This window comes from Agrobacterium vitis, from assembly GCF_013426735.1.
GTDB lineage: Bacteria > Pseudomonadota > Alphaproteobacteria > Rhizobiales > Rhizobiaceae > Allorhizobium > Allorhizobium vitis_D.
Map to the genome: position 1 here is coordinate 2,586,000 of NZ_AP023272.1, position 18,777 is coordinate 2,604,776.

Genomic DNA, 18,777 nt, shown 5'->3' on the forward strand with positions numbered 1-18,777 from the left:
CTTAGAGGGGTTTGATAAAATGCGTCTCAGCGGGCGTATAGCCGCGCCGCGCGTAAAGGCTCGACACATCGTTGGTGGCAAGCGCCGCCATGCCGATGGAGATGCAGCCAATGGATTTGGCCCATGCCTCATAGGCATCGAGCATGTTAAGGCCGGAGCGACCCCGCGCCTCAGGTGCAATGAACCACACCGTTTCCTTGGCCATCAGACCCGCCCCGAATGGATGATCAAAGGCAGATGCCAGCAGCAGGCCGCACACGCTGCCATCGCGTTCCAGCAGCAACGCACAGGCCATGGGATTGTCGAGATGCAGGCGATACAGCGCATCGGCCCGCGCCGCCTCAAATCGGAAGGCATAGCCAGCCGCTGCATGACTGTCCCGCAGCAAGGCGATGACGGCAAACCGGTCGGCAATCGTGCCGGGCCTAACCATTTCTCGCCAAGGCCTTGGCCAGGAAATCCGCCATGCTGGTTGTTGTTGTGGTCGTGATCTTGCCTTGGGTCTGACCCCAGAACAGTTCCCAATCACCAACCACCGCCGCATCCTGATAGAAATTGTCGGTGGAGCTGCGCAACTTCTGGCTGGCATCCGACCGGGTGTCGGGATTGGAGCGGGTGATTTCCTGCATATGCGAGGCGCAGGTCAGTGTCACCGCGCCGGTATCGCCTTCGGCTGGGGTCTTGATCTCTATCGTGTCGATAAAGCCCAGGAACCGCAGTTCTGCCGGAGACACCAGCTTGCGGGTCTGCGGGGAAAACAGGCCGCGATAGATTTCCACGCGGGCCTGTTTGCAATCGTAGAGCCGCACGGCCTGCGCCACCATATCATCAATCTGGGACATGGTGATGGTAACATTCTGCGCCTCCAAGGTCGAAACCAGCGGGATTTCTGTGATGCTGATCAATGTGCCGGAGCCGTAAAAGCTCCTGATATCGGCGTTGCCGGTGTCAGGGTGGACCACCTCGGCAGAGACATTGCCGACATCTGACCAGAAGCCGACAGCAGCCGGGTTACCAGTGGTTCGGTCGCGGGCGATAATCCAGAGAAAATCACGCGCCACCAATTGCCGCGCCGCCAGCGCGTTGGTGATTGCAGCAGGATATAAGCGCATCAGCGCACCTCGATACCTTGGAAAGACACAGAGCCGCGCCCGGTGGACGCATCGGCTTCAGAGTAAATCGACCCCGGCACGATCATCATCGTGCAGGAGGGCCGCAGCAGCGTGACCGCAGACCCCGCAGCGGTCCCCGGCCACAGATGCGGGCGAAGCTCGAACGGCCCGGCAACACCCGACCCATTGGCAACCGCACCCTCGACAATGCGGTAAAGTCCGCTGCCTGCAATCTGGATCATGTCGCCAACCGAGACCACATAACCGGCACCCAGCCCGGAGAGTGTCACACTCTTATTGTCACCGCCGATGGCCGACAGCACCACGCCATTCTCCGGCACGGGCTTGCCGGTCGGAGAGGCAATGGGCCGGGACCGTGACAGGGAATATCCCCGGAAGTATTGCAGCCCGCCTTCCAGCGCCTCGATCCGCGCCCGCCAGGCGTCCAGGTCGTTCGGCTTCAACTGCTTTGTCTGATAGGCCGCCGACCACAGCGGCGACCCCAGATCCTTCACATAAGTCACCCCGCCAGCGGTGCGCGATTGCTCCTGGCGAGACAGCGGTTCGAACTTGGTCGACCAGCCGGGGAAATCCGCGAGCAGGTCGATGGGATAGACGATGGTCATACCTTCACGCCCCTTGCCCGCGCGCCTTTCACAATCCCGATCACTTTGGCTTCAAGGGTCTTGCGATCCTGGGTCATGGCATTCTGCAAGCGCGCCACTGCCTCAGCATCCGCCCCACGAGCGTCAATGACCGGCGAGTAATTGATCTGGGTCGCGGCAGCTTTGCTGGACGCCGCCCTGGACAGATCCGGCATGCGCGGCGCACTTGGCCCGACATAGCCGCCGCTGGAATAGCCCTTCAGCCGCTTGCGCATGGCGTCCAGGCCAGCCGGTCCACCAGCCTTTCGAACGGCATCCGCATCAAAGACATACTCGCCCTTGTGCACGACGCCCGCAGGTTCATATTTGCCCCCCGCCCCGGTATAGCCGCCATCGGCAAAGCCAATCGCCTTGGCAAAGCCGGTCAACCAGCCACCACTGCTGGTCGCGGACGATCCGCCGAACAGGCCGTCAAACGCGCTATTCAAGGCCAGCTCGCCAAGCTTCTTGAGAACGCCGGACAGGGCATCGCTAAAGCTTTCGGCCCCCATGATCACATCGGAAAAGGCTGACTTGGCGGTATCGTAAAACTCTTGTGCTGCCTGTTGCGACCGCTGCTGGGCTTCCTCGACCTTGCGCAGGATATCGGCCTGCTCGGCATAAGCTTCTGACGCAGCTTTGATCTTGGCGATCTGGTCGGGGGTTAGTTCGACCGTGCGCCAGTTCTCATCATTGTTGCGTCGCGCTTCTTCACGAACATCCTGGAGCGCCTGCTGTTCGAGATCGAGCGACATCCGACGCGCTTCCTGCTGACGGTAGGATTGCCCGACGACCGCCTGCTCTTCGACGAGGGCCGCCGTCCGATCCCGGATCGACTGAATATCCATATCCAGCCGGTCATCAGCCGTTACCCTCGGCACGGCAGTCTTTTTGCCGGTATCGGAGCGCCGCTCATCCGCTTTGACCTCCGCAATTGCCAAGGATGTGATTTTATCATCAGGCAAAACCCCGCCCGTTTTAGCGAGATCCGCCTTGATTTTAGCCCTCTTGCCTTCAATAGCCAGCTGCTCTTTCGAAAGCGCGTTCTGGCGTTGCGCCTCATCAGCGTAGGCCTTGCCGATCCGCAGCATCTCCTCGCCCTGTTTGCGCGATTGCGCATATTGCTTGTATCCGGCAACCTGTTCTGGAGACATGACCTTTGCAGCCTGGACGGCGGCGAGATCGCTTGCTGTTTGTTGTGCAGCGACGCTGATCGTCGTCAGTTTCTTGAGGATTGGGTCTATCGCGTCTGCGATCTGCTGAAAATTGTAGTCCGCAGTCGCCATCTTAGCCAGAGATTGCCGCGCATCGTCAGCCGAAACAGAGCCGGTCTTAATGCCGTCACGCAACCGTTCAAGTTCGGTCGCTTGCTCAGGCGTGATCAGGTTGGATTCACGCATTTTAGCAAAATACGATAGGAGGTTGATCGTCTCGTCACTGGTGCTTTTAAGAGACGAGGCCGCTACTTTGGCTTCCTGCGCCAACTGGTTTTCCTTAACGGCATTGTAGCTTTGGCGCGCCTTATCAACCTTTTCGGCCGATTCTTCGGCCGCCTCTCCGACACGCTTCAAACGCTCGGAAAACCGGTCAGCAGCTTGGCCTGCCTCACCCGATCCACTCGCAAACAGCGCCAAGGCACCCACAACCGTGCCGCCGATGATCAGCCCAAGCGGACCGGCAGCAGCCCCGATGCCACTGATGGCGGTCGCAATACCGGCCATGGACGATGCGGCCCGAACCGCCGCGATCAGCCGAAAAACTGCCGCTGTGGCGAGGCCAAGATTGGCAACCATCAAAGCAATCGACCGGCCAACCAGAGCGGCAGCAATGACAGAGGCGAGCTTCAGGACGACATCGGCCGTCTGTTCAAAATTATCCGCCAGAGCATTCAATCCAGCCACCAGGCGCTGGGATGCGCCGAGGCTTTCATCCGTCTGGCCGATATAACGGGTGAAAGCATTGTTAACCTTGGTCACGCCCTGTTCAATCGTCTGGGTGGCATTGGCCGCCATTCCCTGAATGGTTGGCAATCCCTTCAGGAACGACTGAAAGAATTCCTGGTTGGACACTTTGCCATCATTCACCAATTGCTTGAGCTTGCTGACAGAACCGCCCGTAGCACTGAGACCATTGGCAACGGCGATCAGGATAGGGCGCGCCCCTTCATTGACTGAGTTGAATTCCTCGGCCTGGACGCGGGTCGAGCCTAAAAGCTGGCCGAGCTGCGTCAGAGCACCCTGGGCTTCGGTGGCAGACTTACCCTCGATCTTCAGAGCCGTGCCGACACCATCGGTGAACTTCAGCAGATCGGCCTGAGACGCACCAAGCGCATCGCCGGATTGCGCCGCCTTGCCGAACAGATCGGCCATAGCACCTATGGGCGCGGCATTGCGCTGGGCCGAGTTGTAAATCTGGTCGAGGACGGCCACCTGATTACCCCCCACGACGCCGGCCACCGCCAGACTGTTCTTGGCGCTGGTCCAGGCATCGGCATAGTGGATGACGGAATCCACCGTCAGCGCGGCCGAGATCCCGGCCAGCGGTGCGATCAGCCCGCGCGCCATGGACGTGCCAAGCGCGGAGAACCGACCATCCATTTGCTTCAGGCGGTTTTCGATGGCGCGGGCCTGTGAACTGGTCACATTCGCGGCCTTCTGCATCTCGCGCTGATAGCCTTTAATGTCGGCCGAAAGCTGCACAACAAGCTTTTCTAGATCGGTTGCCATGGGCACCTCAAAATTTGGAAGGATTTAGTCGGCGAATAGGCTGGTTTGCGCTATACGCGTGCAATGGACCATTTCTTCCGGTATGCCGCTGAAAAGGCATGTTTGTGGGAAAGAAGGGGCTCTTTCGGTCAATACGTGACAGATAAACAGAATTGATGTGTCAGGAGTTTTATTAATGAAGGGTATCATTCTTGCCGGTGGCAGCGGAACACGTCTACATCCCATGACGCTTGTCACCTCCAAGCAGCTCATGCCGGTTTATGACAAGCCGATGATCTACTATCCGCTCTCGACGCTGATGCTGGCCGGGATTCGCGACATCCTGATCATTTCGACGCCGAAGGATCTGCCGAACTTTCAAAACCTGCTGGGTGATGGGTCGAAATGGGGTATTTCGTTGACCTATGCCGAGCAGCCGTCACCGGATGGCCTGGCCCAGGCCTATATTATCGGAGCGGATTTCGTCGGCTCCAACCCGTCCTGCCTCATTCTGGGTGACAATATCTTCTACGGTCATGGCATCAACGACCTGTTCAGAAGTGCTGTGGCGCGCAATGATGGGGCAACCGTGTTTGCCTATCACGTCAACGATCCAGAACGCTATGGCGTGGTGGAATTCGACAAGGACATGAAGGCGGTTTCGATCGAGGAAAAGCCTCAAGCTCCACGCTCGAGCTGGGCCGTGACCGGGCTTTACTTTTACGACAAGGATGTCGTTGATATCGCGGCAAACCTCAAGCCATCGGCCCGCGGCGAGCTGGAAATCACCGATGTCAACCGGGTCTATCTCGAACGGGGCCGGCTCAGTGTCGAAAAGATGAGCCGTGGTTATGCATGGCTGGATACCGGCACGCCCGACAGTCTGCTGGATGCCTCGGAATTCGTCGCCACGCTGGAACGCCGTCAGGGCTTCAAGATTTCCTGCCCGGAAGAGATCGCCTATCGACTCGGTTTCATCGACGCCCAGCAGTTGGAGGCGCTCGGCCTGCAATATGGCAAGAGCGCTTATGGGCAATATCTACTGAAAAAAGTGCTCTGACGCTTTCAATTCACATGCGCATCTGCGTTACAGCGACTTGCATGAAAGCGTGCGGGGCGCTGTAGCGGCTTATATATGCAACGTAATTCGATGTCGGACCGAAATAGCGGACAAAAATGCTTCATCCTCATTGCGCTGTAATATTCGATCTTTGCTCGACAACAGACCATCCCAACATCAGCGGCTAATAAACTCCCAAAGATCATCCCTTTCCCTTTCCGACAGCGCGTTTTCCTCCTCCGGCACATTCGCCTTCATCCAGCCGTCAACCGCCGCGAAAAACTGGAACATGGACATGGCGCGGACCTCTTGTGGGGAGAACGCCATGGCCGCGCCATTGCCGTAGATGGCGGCAAATCTCAACTTTCCGTTGGGAAGGTCGTCGAGGGCATTGCCCCCTTTTGATTTGCCGCGTCTGGCTCCCCCGGCTTTTCATCCGGTGCTCCGACGATGCCGGCAGTGAGGATCGCATGGGCAAACAGCAGATTTTCAGCGGGCGGGCGGGCCTCAACCCATTTGCGAACCAGGGTGAGCGCCTCGACCGGCGTCTTGCCGCCGCCGATCAGCCCGAAGCGGATCACATGGGCGATGTCCCCCACCCGCCAAGTGCTGGTCTGAAGCCGGTCGAGGATCACATACGGCCCGGCATCGCAGGCCTCTTGCAATCCTTCCAGTTCGCCCCAGCCGAGACGGAAGGTGTAATCCCCATCCGCCCAGGTCAATGTCAGCTCGGCATTCCTCATTTCGGGGTGACCACGCGGGTCATCTTACCGTCGCTCTGCATCGAGATGCTGGCCGTGGCGCGCTTGCCGTTGTCGCCAGCACCTTCGAACTTCTCGACATGCATGCGGCCGGTCCATGTGATGGTTTTGGCCGGGAACTCCCATTCGACCTTGACCGGAATGCTGTCGATGTCTTCCCAGGCATCGAGCCAGGTCTCAACGCTTTCCTGCGCCAGAACCCCCTCGCCTGAGATCGACATGGAGAGCGAGGAAGCATCACGGCCTACCCAATCGACGGTATCGGGATCATCGCAGTCAGGGATAGAGCTTTCCTCCAGACCCTTGTCGAGCGACACCGACCGCTGGGTAAAGCCGCAAGGTGCGGAATAGACGATAGGAGTGGCGGAATTTCCGAGCAGAACACGGATCTTCCCGCCACGCATGGTGGTTGCTTGTGCCATGATGGCCTCCTGATTTTGGAAAAGTGTCAGTGATTTTCGATAGCGGCGCGGAAGGTCAGCGCAATATGCGTGGTCAATCCATCCGGGTCGCGCAGATCGCGCCGGCTATCCAGTTCGAGATAGACAAGCGCATTGTCATTGAGGGACAGCATATCGCCGGACAGCGCCGCAACGATTGCCTTGGCAATCCGCCGCCCCTCGGCAAAGCCAGGATCATCCGACCAGACGCTGAGCTGAATCAACAGGTCGGACAGGTCCAGCCCATCGGCATCTTCGGGCAGCTCCTGGGTGGGGCCGAAGGACACATAAGGCAGGCTCACGCCCTGCGGCACCCGGTCATAGACGCGACCGGCGATTAAAGCCGTCACATCAGCATCGGCTTTCAGGCAGGTGACAATCGCCACCTGTAATTCGTGGGCCGCATCTTCGCTCATGAGGCCGCCACCTTTCGCGCTGCGGTTCGGACAGCTTTGCGCACCGCTCGCTTGGCTGACTTTTTGCTGGCCCGCCAGGACACATAGAAGAACGGCCGCGCCCTGGTGCCGGGATTTTCTGAGCCGGCATACATGCCGCCGTTCTTGTGGGGTGCCGTGCCATATTCCACCCAGCGGGCATAATAGGCCTCGGTGCTGCCGGCATAGATGGTGATGGAGAGATCATTGCCCATCTGCGATTCGACCGCGGCAACAATCCCCGACCCTTTCGGCACCTTGCCCCAGGTCCAGCCGATACTGTCGCGCAAGACACCGTCATCGATTGCAACGAGATTTTTCATCATGGCGACGATGCTGTCGGCTGCGGCTTCCATGCCCGCCTTGATGTCGGCTTTGGCCATGTCGGGCAGGCGCTTTAGTTTTCTGTCCAGTTTGGCGAGATTGAGGATCTTGCTCATCCAGCCACCCCGCCACTCTGGCAGAGGAAATCGATCCAGCGCCGGTCGTCGTCAGTCCATTCACCCTGGGTAATATCCCTGACATTGAAGGTAAGCTGGGTATCGAGATCGCGAATGCGCCAGTCGGTTTCGACTTCCCTCGCCTCACTGCAATCGCGCACAAAAATCACCTGCGAATGCTCGCCTTGCAGCCGATCCGCCATCACGGTCTCACCACCGCGAAGATGGACAAAACCCGCACGGCAACGATAGCGCTCAACCCACGATGCGACGGTGACACCATCGCCCCGGTCGATCTCTTCGCGCTGCTCGAAGACAATCCTGTGTTTCAAGTCACCCGTCGATCTCTTCCGCGCCATCGGACCCTCCTGCACTTTCGCGCGACGGCTTGGGCAGCTCGACCGCCTTTCCAGCCGCCACGGCCCGTTCGCCGCAGCGTTTCAGCACCGTCACTTCCATGCCGGCGCGGTAAGCAATCGTGGTGGCGCGGATGGGTTTGAAGTCAAAATCGTCCAGGAACCGCACCCGCATCACGCACCCCGCCGCCAATTGACCAGCAACCGGTCGAAGTCGGTCACCACATCCGCCGCGCTGCTTTCCGGCTTGCCGTAAATCTCAGCCACGCGCATGATGATGCCGAGGCGAAGATCAAAAGGCAGCTCAACAAACCCGACCTCATAGGTGACGGTCACAGGCGCTCCGCGATGCGCCTGCGGCCAGGATCGGATAGGAACCAGGCCGAGCGTCAGCCCATCGGATTTGAGCCGATACAGCGCGGGATCGAGGACAATTTCCCCACCATCCGGTGATGTATAGGTGATGATGGGCTTACTTCCCGGTTTCACCGGTCCATCCGGCAGGCGCTCCAGATCAGCCCAGCTATCGCATTGCGCCACCAGGGTTTTCGGGGAGACCGACAGATTGCAAGTCTGCTCGACCACCGCGACGACTTCCTCGATCATCATTTGTAGGATGGCGTCATCATGGGCGGTATCGATGCCACAGCGCTCTTTGACGGTCGCGACCGTGACTGGCAGATCTGCCGCTTTCGCCGTGACTGTCGCGGCATACCAGCTCACGCGCCACCGCCTTCTGCCGACTTGGTCGCCGCTGCCAGCGCTGCAACGGTTGCCGCATGCTTGGTGCGCAGGGTGTCCAGTTCGCTTTTCTGGGCGCGCAGCACCATGTTTTCGGCGCGAAGCTTGGCAAGTTCGCCGTCCTGCTCATCCGCGACGGCAACGGCAAGGCCTGCTTCGATCAACCGACGCGCTTGCGGGATCTCGTAGCGATCCGTCACCTCGCCTCGGTTCAAAACAAAGTCCGTCCCGGCAACGCCGGTCAGCATTTTGATTTTCATGGCTGTTCTCCAATCAGGAAACCGGCCGGCGCTGATTGCGCCGACCGTGACCAGGCGCGATCAGGCCGCCGTCTTCATGGCCTTGATGGCGTTGGCATCCCCCAGCTCACCGTCAAAACGGATCAGGCCGGCAATGCCGACCTTCGGCCAGAAGCGTTCGCGCAGCACGCCGATGACGGGCGAGCCGACCTTGCGGACATAATATTTGGAAAAGTCACCAAACAGCGCGATGCGCTTGTCGGCCGTCACTTCATCCATGTGCTGATTGATCGAATAGGCGCGACCGTTGAAGCTGGCCGGTGTTCCCTTCTGCACATCCCCCTGCTGCCAGAGATAATTGCCGTTGCCATCCTTCAGTTTGCGGGTGGCCAGCAGGAACTTGTCATGGAACATGTACCGGCATTTGGGCGAGCCTCGATAAGCCGGGTCAATGGAATGCTCCAGCTCCAGGATATTGTCGAAGGTGAAGGCATCCTTGGCCGCCGTGGTCACGCCGAGGCCTGCCGCATTCACCACGCCGTTCGGCTGGTTCTGGCCAGTTCCCGATGTCAGCTTGCGGTTGCCGATCCGGCCGAGGCGCTCACCGATCATGCCGCCGAGCAGCGATTCCATGTTGAACAGCGAATCCGCGTCCAGCTCGAAGGACCATTTGATGAACGGCGTGGCATAGACATAGGCGTTCAGCACCTTCTGCCCGAACTCGACATCGCCGCTACCGTCTTCCAGGAGATCGGCCGCCTCGGCCAGGGGATCGGCCTCATTGTCGGTATCGTCAACGGTCGGCACCAGCATTTCGTTGCCCTTCGACGTGGTGATGACAGTGCAGATGTTTTCGTCATAGAGCGGCCCCCAGGCTTTCATCGCCTGGATGATCGTGGCTTCCAGCTCGACCGGCACGGTATAGCCACCCGCAACGGCACTGGTCGTCACCTGATCGCGGGTCTCAAACGAGGCAACGCCGCGCTGAAGAACCGCGCGCTCTTCCTTGGTCAGATCGGACGGACTGACACCGCAGACCACCTTGGCAAACACGCTGCGATATTCGACCTTGCCACCCTGGGGCAGATCGTCGCCGCGCATCTCCGGGGTATCGCGCAACGGGCGCTGTTTGGCGCGGCGCTCTTCATCGCGCTTTTCCAGCTCGATCAGTTTTTCTTCCCGGTCGAGGATACCTTGCAGCCGATCATATTCGGCCATCGCCGTATCATGGGCGCTTTCCAGTTCCTTGGACCGAACCTCATCGGTGTCAGGCGTAATCGCCTCCAGCCGTTCGCGGGCCTCGGTAACAAGGCGCGCCTGCTTTTCGCGCAATTCTTTCAGTCTTTGCGACATAGTCATGCTCCTGATTGTGGGGGAAAGTTGGGACGCGGGGTTAAGCCCGTCGCGTCAGGTCGAGGCCGATTTTCAGGCGCAGGCGTGTGGCCAGTCCATGAGAACGGTTTTCGGCTCCACGGGCGCATCTAAGCGACCGCAGCGCAATCGAGGTGCCGGCATAGGCCGGGATGGAAACGATGGAGACTTCGAACAGATTGAGATCCGTCAGCGTCCGGCGCGGCATGGATCTGGAAAAATCCCATTCCTCGCCAACCGCCTCGAAGCCAAACGACATGCCGGAGACATCGCCCCGGGCAATCAGCGTGCGGACATCGCGCCCGACCGTGGTATCGGGAAGATCGATCTCGACAGCCAGGCCCTTGGCATCCTCTGACATCCGCAGCGTGCCCGCCCGGTTGCGACCCAGCACATGGGCCGTGTCATGGTCATAGAAGGCGCGGATATCATCAGACCGCAGCGACCGGGCAAAAGCGCCGGGTGCAATCGTCTCTTCAAACACACCGGAGATGGTGGTGACATCGCCAAAATTGGCGGCGTAGCCGGCCGCCGTCATTCGCTCGCCATCGCCCCGGGCTTCCACCGGCAGCACCAGCGAGCGGCGCTCACGCTCACCCGATTTCGGTTTCGGTGTCATCGGTCATCTGCCTTTCTGTGTCTGCTGCGGGATCATTGAGCGGCGGGTCGCTATTCTCGCCCATCGCGTTTGTGCCGATGGCGACGGTTGCGCCCTGGATGTAGAGTTGGTCGGCAGCCGGGTTCGGATCACGCGGACGGCCTTCAATCTCCCGGCCCTCGTTCGGGGTCAGCAGCGCCGAGTTGACGCCGGTTGCCAAGGCCTCCAGGCGACTCTTGAAGTCACCGCGCATCAGGCCGTCGAGGTTGTGGCGGACATAACGGCGGGTATTCATCCGCCCAAAAATCTTCAGGTTCATTTCCCCTTCCATCGCCGTCGCCCATTGGCTGACCAGATGCTTGACCAGATAGAGGTCGTTCTGCTCGACATTGGAGAAGGTTGCTCGGCTCAAGTCCTGAAGGAAGTTCGGCGGGATCTGATAGGCGCGGGCAATCTCTTGCACCTGGTAAAGCCGCGCCTCGGTCATCTGCCCCTTGGCCGGGTCGTAACCCACTTGGGTGAGTTTGTAGCCGACCGGCAACTGGATCAGCGGAAGCTGATCGTCCCGCGCCGCCTTCACCGCCCGCTTGATATCTTCACGCGCCCGCTGCATGGCCTTGTCATTGGCAGGCATCGGCCCTTCCAGCGCCAAGGGCGGAACGCCGCCGCCTGCAAAGAAGTTCGAGGCATAGTCGTTCATGGCCAGCGCCAACTGGATGGCCTTTTCCGCCATGGCAATCGGGCCGCGATGCTGGACCAGATTACGCTTCAGCATATAGGGGATGTCGATCACGTCGGTGGCTGGATATTCCCTGCCCTCGAAACTGTAGAACAGCCGCCCGCCACGCCGCCTGATCGAACAGCTGCCGGGATCAATCGGCCAAAGCGCCTCGATGCCAGCACCCTTGCGCTCGATCCAGGCCAGCCCCCGCCCGCCGGTAAACACCTGTTCCCAGAAGAAGCGCCGGAACTTTGAGGTGTCCATTTCGTCATTCGGGTTTTCCTCCAGAACGACAGCCAGCTTGCCGCCGAGCCGCACCGGTCCGCGTTCGCCCGTCCGGTAGACATGCAGCGGCAAGGTGGCAAGCGTCCGCGACAGAAACGATACCGCCGCCTGCACAGCCGGGACTTTCAGAGCCGTTTCAATATTGACCGTGGGCAGCGCCCCGCCGCCAAGCCCGAAGAACTCCATAAAATTGGTGGCGCTGACCGGCACGGTTTCGCTTTCGAGCGACGTCGAACGCCGCTCGGCCTTGCCCTTCTTGGATGCCATCAGGCCACCCCTTTATTGATGTATGGAGTAATCCGGGTCATCCCATGGGGATGCCTGGGAGGCACGAACACGGCACATCGCCATGCCCATCGACATGGCCAAAGACACCATGCCGTCGATGCGGCCAAAGGCATGTTCCTTGTCGAACATCCGATGGCCGGTGCGGTTTTCTGCAAAGACGGTGCTGGCCGCACAACTGTCCAGCATCGGGTTCGGGTCGATCTCGATGCGCGTCTCATAGAGCGCGTTCTCGAGCTTGTTGATGCTATGCGGCATCCAGAGATAGATATCCTGCTCACCATCCGGTGCGTCAGGATCGCGCTCCAGCACCCGGCGCTGGAAGCCCTGCGGGTGGATGGTCAGCGGTAGGGAAACACCCTGGTCTTCCAGATGCTCGGACAATTGCTCCAACCCGTACTGGTCGGCGCCGATCTCAATTGGTTCGAACTTTGCGCAGATCTCGGCCAGGGCTTCAGCCAACCACGGATATTTGAGCCGCTGGCCGGGCACCGCCTCGATAAAACCCTGGTCACGCCAGAGGTCATAGGGGGCCTGGTCGGTATTGGCCCGATCCTCCAGCGTATCGGCAGGTGTCCAGAACCATGTCTTTGACGCAAACCGCTCGGCATCCTTGGTACTGTCAAGCACCCAGATCAGGGTCAGCGCGGTAAAGTCACGGGTGCGCGACAGGTCGAGGCCGCCATAACAGGGAAAGCCCTCGGCGATCAGCCAGTCGAGATCGAGATCCTTCTGGCAGGCCATCCAGGCCTCGCGCTTGATCGCCGCATTGACCGATTGCGTCCATTCGCAAAAGTGCAGCCGGGCAATGCCGTTTCGTTTGCCGGGCATCATCCGCGCCTGGTCAACGACCCCATGCAGATAATCCGTGGTGATCGTCACATCCAGCAGCGGGTTTGCCTTCACCCAGCAGGACGGATCATTCTCCCAATCATCGCCCTCATCGAGCGAGCAGACAAAGGCGAATGTCGTGTCATCCTGGACAATGCCCGCTGCAACATTGACCGCATGCTGATGTTCTTCCCAGCAGATCGATTTGCGGTCCGACCCGGAATTGGTCGCCATCACCAGCAACGGCTGTTTGCGGAATTTAAAGCCGCGCTCCAGCATTTCGATGACATCGCGATTGGGATGTTCATGCACCTCATCGCACAGCGCACAGGACGGACGCGGACCCGATTGCGCCTTGTCGGCTGAGATCGGTTTGAAGAACCGCTTGTCGCCGCCCTTGCTGATGTAAGTCAGTTGCCAGACCGGGTTCTCGCCTGAGGTCGTGATCCGCCTCATCAGCTCCGGCGACTGGTCGCGCATGGCAACCGCATCACGAAACAGCACTTGCGCCTGGTCTTTCTTGGCCGCCGCCGCATAAATCTCGGCACGGGGTTCGCCATCGGCCACCATCATGCAGATGCCGATCCCGGCCAGCAAGGGCGATTTGCCGTTGCCCTTGCCCTCTTCGTCATAGAAGCGCCGGAACCGACGCAAGCCGGTATCGGCCCATTTCCAGCCGAACAGTGAACCAACCCGGAAGGCCTGGCTCGGATGCAGCCGAAACCGCCGTCCCTCGAACTGACCGCCATTCAGACGCAGCTTGGACCCGAACCACTTGATCCGCTTGTTCGAGGTCTCCAGATCCCAGACCAGGCCACGGGTCGGGCCGTCGATCAGATCGCGCAGGTGACGACGGCAGGCATTGCGAACATGGGGACCGGCAACAATATCGCCACGCACCACATCCGCCGCCCAGGCGGTCACCGGATCATCGTCATAGCTGACATCCGGGATCTCGACATCAATCGAATCCATCATCGGTCGGGAACTCAAATCCTAGCTGGCCGGTCGCCTGCAAGCCACGCTCGGCAGACGGCGTCATGCCAAAATCACTTGCCAGCGCCCGGATCTGCCGCCACGTCTCATTCAACTGGCTGACTTCCGGGCGGCTCTTCAACTGGGTGCCGTTGCGGGTTTGGCTCTCATAGGTTTCCCCGCCTTCCCGCACATCGAGCCGCAACCGCTCATGGCGGGCTATCGTCCAGCAGAGCTGTTCGAACATGTAGACGTTGACTTCATTGAGCCGGTTCTTGCGGGGATCACACAGCGGTGGTGCGATCCGGTCCCAGATGGCGCGCACATCGAACGGCAGGTCATCCGGCCGCAGCTCCCGCGCCTTGGCCGCCGCCCGCGCCTCGAAGTTCGCGCCCTGGCCGTCCTCGGCTTTGAGGGGCACGACGTTTTCGGAGGAAGGTTTGCGGCCTTTCATTGGGCAACCTCATCAAGAGTGGCTTTTTGTCTCCAATTTCCACTCACTACACAGAAATGACCAACGCCGGTGCGGGAGGCGGATCGGGTTCAAGGCCGACCCACCCCCTGCCCTCGACCCTCGGCCGAGGGGTCAGGTGCGGTTCGCCGGGTGTCTGGGATCGGTGGGCCAGCCATTCGCGCCCATGGCAGTCGAGAAACCACGATGCTCTTCCCGTTGCTTGGTCGCGTCGTGATGCTTCTTGCACAGGGTCTGGAAAGGTCCGTTCCAGAACTTCTCGGCGTTGCCGCTATGGCGCTCGATGTGGTCGCAGATGAAACCCTTCTTGAGCTTGCCTTGCTGCCGGCACATCCGGCAATACGGCTCCCGCTTCAGTTGGAGCGACCGGATGGCTCGCCACCTCGTGGTGTAATACCAAGAGCGCCAGCCCTTGGCCTCCTCTGATCTCTGATCTGTCGCCATATCCTTGAACGCAAAAAGGCGACCATCTGGCCGCCTCGTCATCATTCATCTGGGCATAGCTTACGCACTGGCCCTGAATCGCATCGCCTATTGGCTTGGATCAGAGCGAGGCCGGGGGAGAACATCAATCCCTAGGGAGCATCAGACGCCCCGGTCATCTCGATGGGAAAGGCGCTGTTCGCCTCTCCACGTTTCAAGCGATAATCTCAGTCAGAAATGAAGTCAATCCCCATCGTGATTTCACTCATACCGCCAAACATCGGCACATCAACGACCACTTGGCCACGCTTCGACAGCACCTTGCGCACCGTCACCACGAAGTCGGCAAACGGGCCGGAGCGGATCGTCACCTGCTTGCCCAGCACATCCGGCATCGGTGGAACGTCGCCCACATCCATATGTTTTCTTTCCGCTTTCTTGGCCGACAGCATTAGTTGGCGCATCAATGGTTCGGGCATCAGGTGCGGCTTTCCATCCTTGCCCATCAGCCCGCGCAGCTTGGAGGCAAGCATCAACCCGACGAAGGCTTCATTGTCCGGGATGACCTGCACGAACAGGTATCCCCGAAACACCGCCCGCTGGATTTCCACAGCTTGCTTACCCCGCCGAGGCGGCCACTTGTGACGTTCGCATGGGCACCAGCACTCGATTCCCTGCTGGTCGAGCGAATCCCGGATCACCTGTTCCATACCGCTCTTGCAGCTGGCTACCACCCAGCGCGCCAAACGGTCGAACTCGGGACGGTCACGCCTGGCCATAGCCACTTGGCGTTGCCGCTTGGCCTCCATGGCGTTGACGTAAGCCAAGCGTGAAAGACCCTCGTCCGAGACGCCATCCAGAAGTTTCCCGTTATGCTGCATCATGGGTGCGTCCCTCGCTCAGGCTGGTTTGGAAATGGTCGAGCGCCGCCTCGACCGCCGCGTCGAGATCGGGCTGATCCGGGTCAACGGGCGGGAAATAATTCCAGTCGCGCAGGCCCTCGACGAACATCCAGCCACGGCGTTCGTGCAGGCGCTTCCAGGCCGCAAACAGCGCACCGCTGCTTTCGACCCGCTCGAAGCTGGCAACCAGCGGCAGCAGGTCCACCGAGGTGACGAACGGCTCATTGCGACGGGCAAGATCGCGCATCCGGCTCACCAGCGGCCAGCCATGTTCCCGGCGCTTTTCCCACACCAGGGCTTCCCGGCTGATCGCGCCAGAAGCCAGCCGCCGATTATCGAACGCCGTGAACACGAACTGGCCTGTCGGCTCGCAAAGCAGCGTTTCCAAGCGCCGACCCATCCAGAGCTTGCCGCAAACCTTGGCCGTAGTGTGGGTTTGGACCGCTGGAGCAACCTCAGGCATCTTTTCCCAAGCCCGGTCTCGCAGGAACACAGCGGCGAAGGTGAATGTCCCTTTGCCGATCCACTGGATGTAGTCCGGTGTTTTCTCGATGCAGGCCGCTCGCTGATCAGCCGTCAGGGCAAACCACGCCTTCCTCGCAGCCGTGTCGCTGCTCTTGTCGTAATTCGGCCACGTCGGATACCAGCGCTTGAAGGCGAGATCGATCTTTCGCAATTCCTCTCTCGAAAATTCCCCCCGCCCCGCGCCTGCGGTGGGAGAGTTGTTTGGAGAGTTAGCTGGAAGAATCTTATCTTGGTGGAGCTGCTCCACCACCTTTGTGGAACCATTTCCACCACCTTCGGGCGCCATTTCCACCACCTTTTCCGCGCAAGGCGGTGGAGCTGCTCCACCACCTTCCGGCAAAATCTCGTCCTCAAAAGGTGGTGTATCTCCTCCACCAGCTTGCGCATTTGCGACAGAACCCGCAGCAGCATGGCCAGCCAGATCGCGGCCCGGCCAGCGGGCGATATACTCGTTTCGCTTCCACTTTTGCCCACGAAAGCCGTGTTGAGTGACTTCGATCCAGCCCGCCTGTTCTGCCAGATCCAGATGCTTCAGGATTGTTTTCTTATCGAGGCCAGACAGTTCGACCAGCTCGGAAACCGGCGGATAGCAAGAACCACCCGTTGCATCCATCTTCAGGCCGAGCGTGTGCAGCACCAGCCGCGTGATCGGCGGCAGGCCGGATTTGGCAACGGCATGACGCCAGGACCATGCCCGCGATGTTGCGCCGTGATCAGGCTCCATCATGCCGCACCGCCTTTGCGCGCCACGTCCAGCATCGCCGCTCTGGCCGCACCAATGGTCAGCAACACGCTATCGCGCCAGCAGCCCTGCCTGCTCCGCGTGGAATTGATCGCCGCAAACTCGGCATCGAGATAATCGACGCCAGCCAAAAACCCGACCGTCCGCAACACCATGCGGATCGAGGCATGGTCGCGGTAAATGACACCCTGCGGCACCCGCAGCAGCCAGTCGGCCCGTTCCGCATCCGTCTGGCAATCGCAAAGCTGCTCTACGATTGGAAGTAGCCCGGTCATCCTTCACCCCCGCCGCGCAGCCACGCCTCGTACTCGCCAAACAGCGAGAGCCAGGCCGCTCTGACACGGTCATCTTCATTGATCTGTTTTTTGCTGGTGATGCCGAGGCGGTCCTTGAGGGCCGCGTCGGCACTGTCTTTGTCGTCAACCACGCCGCCACCGCCGGTCTCGCTCAGAAACCGATGGAAGGCAGCGTGGGACAGCAGAATGGAGGCTTGCGCCGCGTGGTTCGGCTTGTGCTGTCGGGCCGCGGGCTGGCTATTGTGCGTCGCCAACTCACCCCGCAGATCGCGCACCGCAACCGCTGCCCGATCAACAAGACGGAGGAACAGGCGCAAATGATCGAGCGCCCCACAGATCAGGTCCCGTTCGTCATGCAAGGCGGCCGGGTGAATGGTGGCAATATGCACTTGCTCGCCCATCAGGCGATGCACGACCAGGCGCAACCCGCCCCGATCCGCTTCCAGCGTCCAGACATCATCATTCAGACGCTCAGCCGACCCCTTGAGCCGGTTCACCGTCGAGGCCTCACGTTGGCGGTTCACATCGTGCATGATGCGGCCACCTTGTTCGCTGAGAAAATAAGGGAAAGCCCGGCAGAACCGGGCTTGGGAAACTTGACTGACGCAAAACCGGCCATCAGTTCGCCCTCATCAGACGATCAAGATAGGCCTGACCGAGACCGGTCAGCAGCACCGTCTTGTGATCCTCGCGGATCAGCACATAGCCGCAGGCACGGCAATCATTCGCCAACAGCCGGTCAGGGCCATCAGGCACGATCAGTCGACCACCATGGATTTTGAGCTTGCGGAGGAAGCACCGAGCCCGCGCACTCAAGGGCCGCGCGAACAGCGGGGTCAAGGTTGCGTCGATCATGGCTGATCTCCCACAACCCGCAAGCCGAGCTTATCGCCGCCCCTAGCCTTCACACCGGCCAGCGCCTTGCGAAGTGCTGCAAGACCGACTTCCAATTCCGCTGCATCCCTGTCCATCTTGGTGGCTTCCGCAGGTGTCACCACCATGTCGGAGATCGCCACCGCGCCACCGGAAATCAGATCGCCAGCCCGGCGCACCATCTCCGAATAGGCAACGACGACACCCTGATCCACAGCCTTGTCGCTTGCCGGGTCGGTCAACCGCCGCCCGCTCAGTTCCGCCATCGCCGAGGTCACGACTGGAACCCCGCATTCGCTCTCCAGAGCATAGACAACCGAAATCGGCATCAGGTCCGTATCACGCGGATTGTTCATCCGGCCGATATGACTGGGGGAGACAGACGAGATCTCAGACGCCCGCTCGATACCGCCAACCAGCCTAATCAGGTCGCGTTGCGCCGCTTTGATGCGATGAAACCAAGCGCTTGTGTGCATAAGACAAAACCTTTCCCGCGCCGGGAAATCTCCGGCGTTTTTCCCGTGGTGGGAATTGATCAAAAATGTG

26 protein-coding genes are annotated in these 18,777 nt (G+C 60.1%); 1 reads left to right on the forward strand and 25 read right to left on the reverse strand.

Going from position 1 to position 18,777, the window contains the following annotated elements; genetic code table 11:
- Window position 1: 1 nt before the first annotated feature.
- The 4 genes from H1Y61_RS11935 to H1Y61_RS11950 are packed head-to-tail and all read right to left on the reverse strand — an operon-like array spanning window position 2 to window position 4,482.
- Entirely contained in the window at window positions 2-433 is a 432-nt protein-coding gene (locus H1Y61_RS11935; protein WP_180572741.1) for a GNAT family N-acetyltransferase, read from the reverse strand.
- Window positions 426-1,112 carry a hypothetical protein gene (locus tag H1Y61_RS11940; RefSeq protein WP_180572742.1) on the reverse strand — a complete coding sequence of 229 codons (687 nt, stop codon included), beginning with the start codon at window positions 1,110-1,112 and terminating at the stop codon, window positions 426-428. The genes H1Y61_RS11935 and H1Y61_RS11940 overlap by 8 nt, the downstream gene beginning before the upstream one ends.
- Window positions 1,112-1,738, reverse strand: a complete 627-nt coding sequence (locus H1Y61_RS11945) for a hypothetical protein (RefSeq protein ID WP_180572743.1) — start codon at window positions 1,736-1,738, stop codon at window positions 1,112-1,114. The genes H1Y61_RS11940 and H1Y61_RS11945 overlap by 1 nt, the downstream gene beginning before the upstream one ends.
- A complete protein-coding gene (locus tag H1Y61_RS11950; protein ID WP_174110644.1) occupies window positions 1,735-4,482 on the reverse strand; it encodes a tape measure protein in 2,748 nt (915 codons plus the stop codon). Before H1Y61_RS11950 ends, H1Y61_RS11945 begins: the two co-directional genes overlap by 4 nt.
- A 175-nt stretch (window positions 4,483-4,657) precedes the next feature.
- Between H1Y61_RS11950 and rfbA the strand changes: the two genes are divergently transcribed.
- Window positions 4,658-5,521 carry a glucose-1-phosphate thymidylyltransferase RfbA gene (rfbA, locus tag H1Y61_RS11955; protein ID WP_174110643.1) on the forward strand — a complete coding sequence of 288 codons (864 nt, stop codon included), beginning with the start codon at window positions 4,658-4,660 and terminating at the stop codon, window positions 5,519-5,521.
- Window positions 5,522-5,698: 177 nt separating this feature from the next.
- Here rfbA and H1Y61_RS11960 read toward each other — a convergent pair whose 3' ends face one another.
- The 21 genes from H1Y61_RS11960 to H1Y61_RS12060 form a co-directional block, all read right to left on the reverse strand.
- Window positions 5,699-5,884: a hypothetical protein gene (locus H1Y61_RS11960; protein ID WP_174110605.1), complete on the reverse strand. Its 186-nt coding sequence runs from the start codon at window positions 5,882-5,884 to the stop codon at window positions 5,699-5,701.
- A complete protein-coding gene (locus H1Y61_RS11965; RefSeq protein WP_180572744.1) occupies window positions 5,881-6,264 on the reverse strand; it encodes a gene transfer agent family protein in 384 nt (127 codons plus the stop codon). The genes H1Y61_RS11960 and H1Y61_RS11965 overlap by 4 nt, the downstream gene beginning before the upstream one ends.
- Complete coding sequence (locus H1Y61_RS11970) at window positions 6,261-6,704, reverse strand: phage tail tube protein (protein WP_156538139.1); 444 nt, start codon at window positions 6,702-6,704, stop codon at window positions 6,261-6,263. The genes H1Y61_RS11965 and H1Y61_RS11970 overlap by 4 nt, the downstream gene beginning before the upstream one ends.
- Window positions 6,705-6,730: 26 nt before the next feature.
- Window positions 6,731-7,138: a DUF3168 domain-containing protein gene (locus H1Y61_RS11975; protein WP_180572745.1), complete on the reverse strand. Its 408-nt coding sequence runs from the start codon at window positions 7,136-7,138 to the stop codon at window positions 6,731-6,733.
- Window positions 7,135-7,596 (reverse strand): HK97 gp10 family phage protein, encoded by a 462-nt coding sequence (locus H1Y61_RS11980; protein ID WP_180572746.1) that lies wholly within the window; start codon window positions 7,594-7,596, stop codon window positions 7,135-7,137. Before H1Y61_RS11980 ends, H1Y61_RS11975 begins: the two co-directional genes overlap by 4 nt.
- Window positions 7,593-7,955: a phage head closure protein gene (locus tag H1Y61_RS11985; RefSeq protein WP_174110641.1), complete on the reverse strand. Its 363-nt coding sequence runs from the start codon at window positions 7,953-7,955 to the stop codon at window positions 7,593-7,595. The genes H1Y61_RS11980 and H1Y61_RS11985 overlap by 4 nt, the downstream gene beginning before the upstream one ends.
- Window positions 7,930-8,127, reverse strand: coding sequence for a hypothetical protein (locus H1Y61_RS11990; protein ID WP_174110640.1), 198 nt, complete (start codon window positions 8,125-8,127; stop codon window positions 7,930-7,932). The genes H1Y61_RS11985 and H1Y61_RS11990 overlap by 26 nt, the downstream gene beginning before the upstream one ends.
- Entirely contained in the window at window positions 8,127-8,675 is a 549-nt protein-coding gene (locus tag H1Y61_RS11995) for a head-tail connector protein (RefSeq protein WP_180572747.1), read from the reverse strand. Before H1Y61_RS11995 ends, H1Y61_RS11990 begins: the two co-directional genes overlap by 1 nt.
- Window positions 8,672-8,953 (reverse strand): hypothetical protein, encoded by a 282-nt coding sequence (locus H1Y61_RS12000; protein ID WP_180572748.1) that lies wholly within the window; start codon window positions 8,951-8,953, stop codon window positions 8,672-8,674. Before H1Y61_RS12000 ends, H1Y61_RS11995 begins: the two co-directional genes overlap by 4 nt.
- A 60-nt stretch (window positions 8,954-9,013) precedes the next feature.
- A complete protein-coding gene (locus H1Y61_RS12005) occupies window positions 9,014-10,285 on the reverse strand; it encodes a phage major capsid protein (protein ID WP_071204488.1) in 1,272 nt (423 codons plus the stop codon).
- Between the two features lie 40 nt (window positions 10,286-10,325).
- Window positions 10,326-10,922: an HK97 family phage prohead protease gene (locus tag H1Y61_RS12010; protein ID WP_180572749.1), complete on the reverse strand. Its 597-nt coding sequence runs from the start codon at window positions 10,920-10,922 to the stop codon at window positions 10,326-10,328.
- Window positions 10,897-12,174, reverse strand: a complete 1,278-nt coding sequence (locus H1Y61_RS12015; RefSeq protein WP_180572750.1) for a phage portal protein — start codon at window positions 12,172-12,174, stop codon at window positions 10,897-10,899. The genes H1Y61_RS12010 and H1Y61_RS12015 overlap by 26 nt, the downstream gene beginning before the upstream one ends.
- 12 nt (window positions 12,175-12,186) lie before the next feature.
- On the reverse strand, window positions 12,187-14,001 hold the full coding sequence (locus H1Y61_RS12020; protein ID WP_180572751.1) for a terminase large subunit: 1,815 nt from the start codon (window positions 13,999-14,001) through the stop codon (window positions 12,187-12,189).
- On the reverse strand, window positions 13,985-14,452 hold the full coding sequence (locus H1Y61_RS12025; protein WP_180572752.1) for a P27 family phage terminase small subunit: 468 nt from the start codon (window positions 14,450-14,452) through the stop codon (window positions 13,985-13,987). The genes H1Y61_RS12020 and H1Y61_RS12025 overlap by 17 nt, the downstream gene beginning before the upstream one ends.
- 132 nt (window positions 14,453-14,584) lie before the next feature.
- The gene (locus tag H1Y61_RS12030) at window positions 14,585-14,803 is read right to left on the reverse strand and encodes an HNH endonuclease (RefSeq protein WP_174082890.1); all 219 of its coding nucleotides are present in this window, start codon (window positions 14,801-14,803) and stop codon (window positions 14,585-14,587) included.
- Between the two features lie 317 nt (window positions 14,804-15,120).
- Window positions 15,121-15,777 carry a transcription termination/antitermination NusG family protein gene (locus tag H1Y61_RS12035; RefSeq protein WP_180572753.1) on the reverse strand — a complete coding sequence of 219 codons (657 nt, stop codon included), beginning with the start codon at window positions 15,775-15,777 and terminating at the stop codon, window positions 15,121-15,123.
- Window positions 15,764-17,047 carry a helix-turn-helix domain-containing protein gene (locus H1Y61_RS12040; RefSeq protein ID WP_180572754.1) on the reverse strand — a complete coding sequence of 428 codons (1,284 nt, stop codon included), beginning with the start codon at window positions 17,045-17,047 and terminating at the stop codon, window positions 15,764-15,766. The genes H1Y61_RS12035 and H1Y61_RS12040 overlap by 14 nt, the downstream gene beginning before the upstream one ends.
- Window positions 17,044-17,337 (reverse strand): hypothetical protein, encoded by a 294-nt coding sequence (locus H1Y61_RS12045; protein ID WP_174110631.1) that lies wholly within the window; start codon window positions 17,335-17,337, stop codon window positions 17,044-17,046. Before H1Y61_RS12045 ends, H1Y61_RS12040 begins: the two co-directional genes overlap by 4 nt.
- Complete coding sequence (locus H1Y61_RS12050; protein WP_180572755.1) at window positions 17,334-17,891, reverse strand: hypothetical protein; 558 nt, start codon at window positions 17,889-17,891, stop codon at window positions 17,334-17,336. The genes H1Y61_RS12045 and H1Y61_RS12050 overlap by 4 nt, the downstream gene beginning before the upstream one ends.
- Before the next feature lie 85 nt (window positions 17,892-17,976).
- Window positions 17,977-18,213, reverse strand: coding sequence for a hypothetical protein (locus H1Y61_RS12055; protein WP_180572756.1), 237 nt, complete (start codon window positions 18,211-18,213; stop codon window positions 17,977-17,979).
- Complete coding sequence (locus tag H1Y61_RS12060) at window positions 18,210-18,707, reverse strand: hypothetical protein (RefSeq protein WP_180572757.1); 498 nt, start codon at window positions 18,705-18,707, stop codon at window positions 18,210-18,212. The genes H1Y61_RS12055 and H1Y61_RS12060 overlap by 4 nt, the downstream gene beginning before the upstream one ends.
- Window positions 18,708-18,777 lie beyond the last annotated feature (70 nt).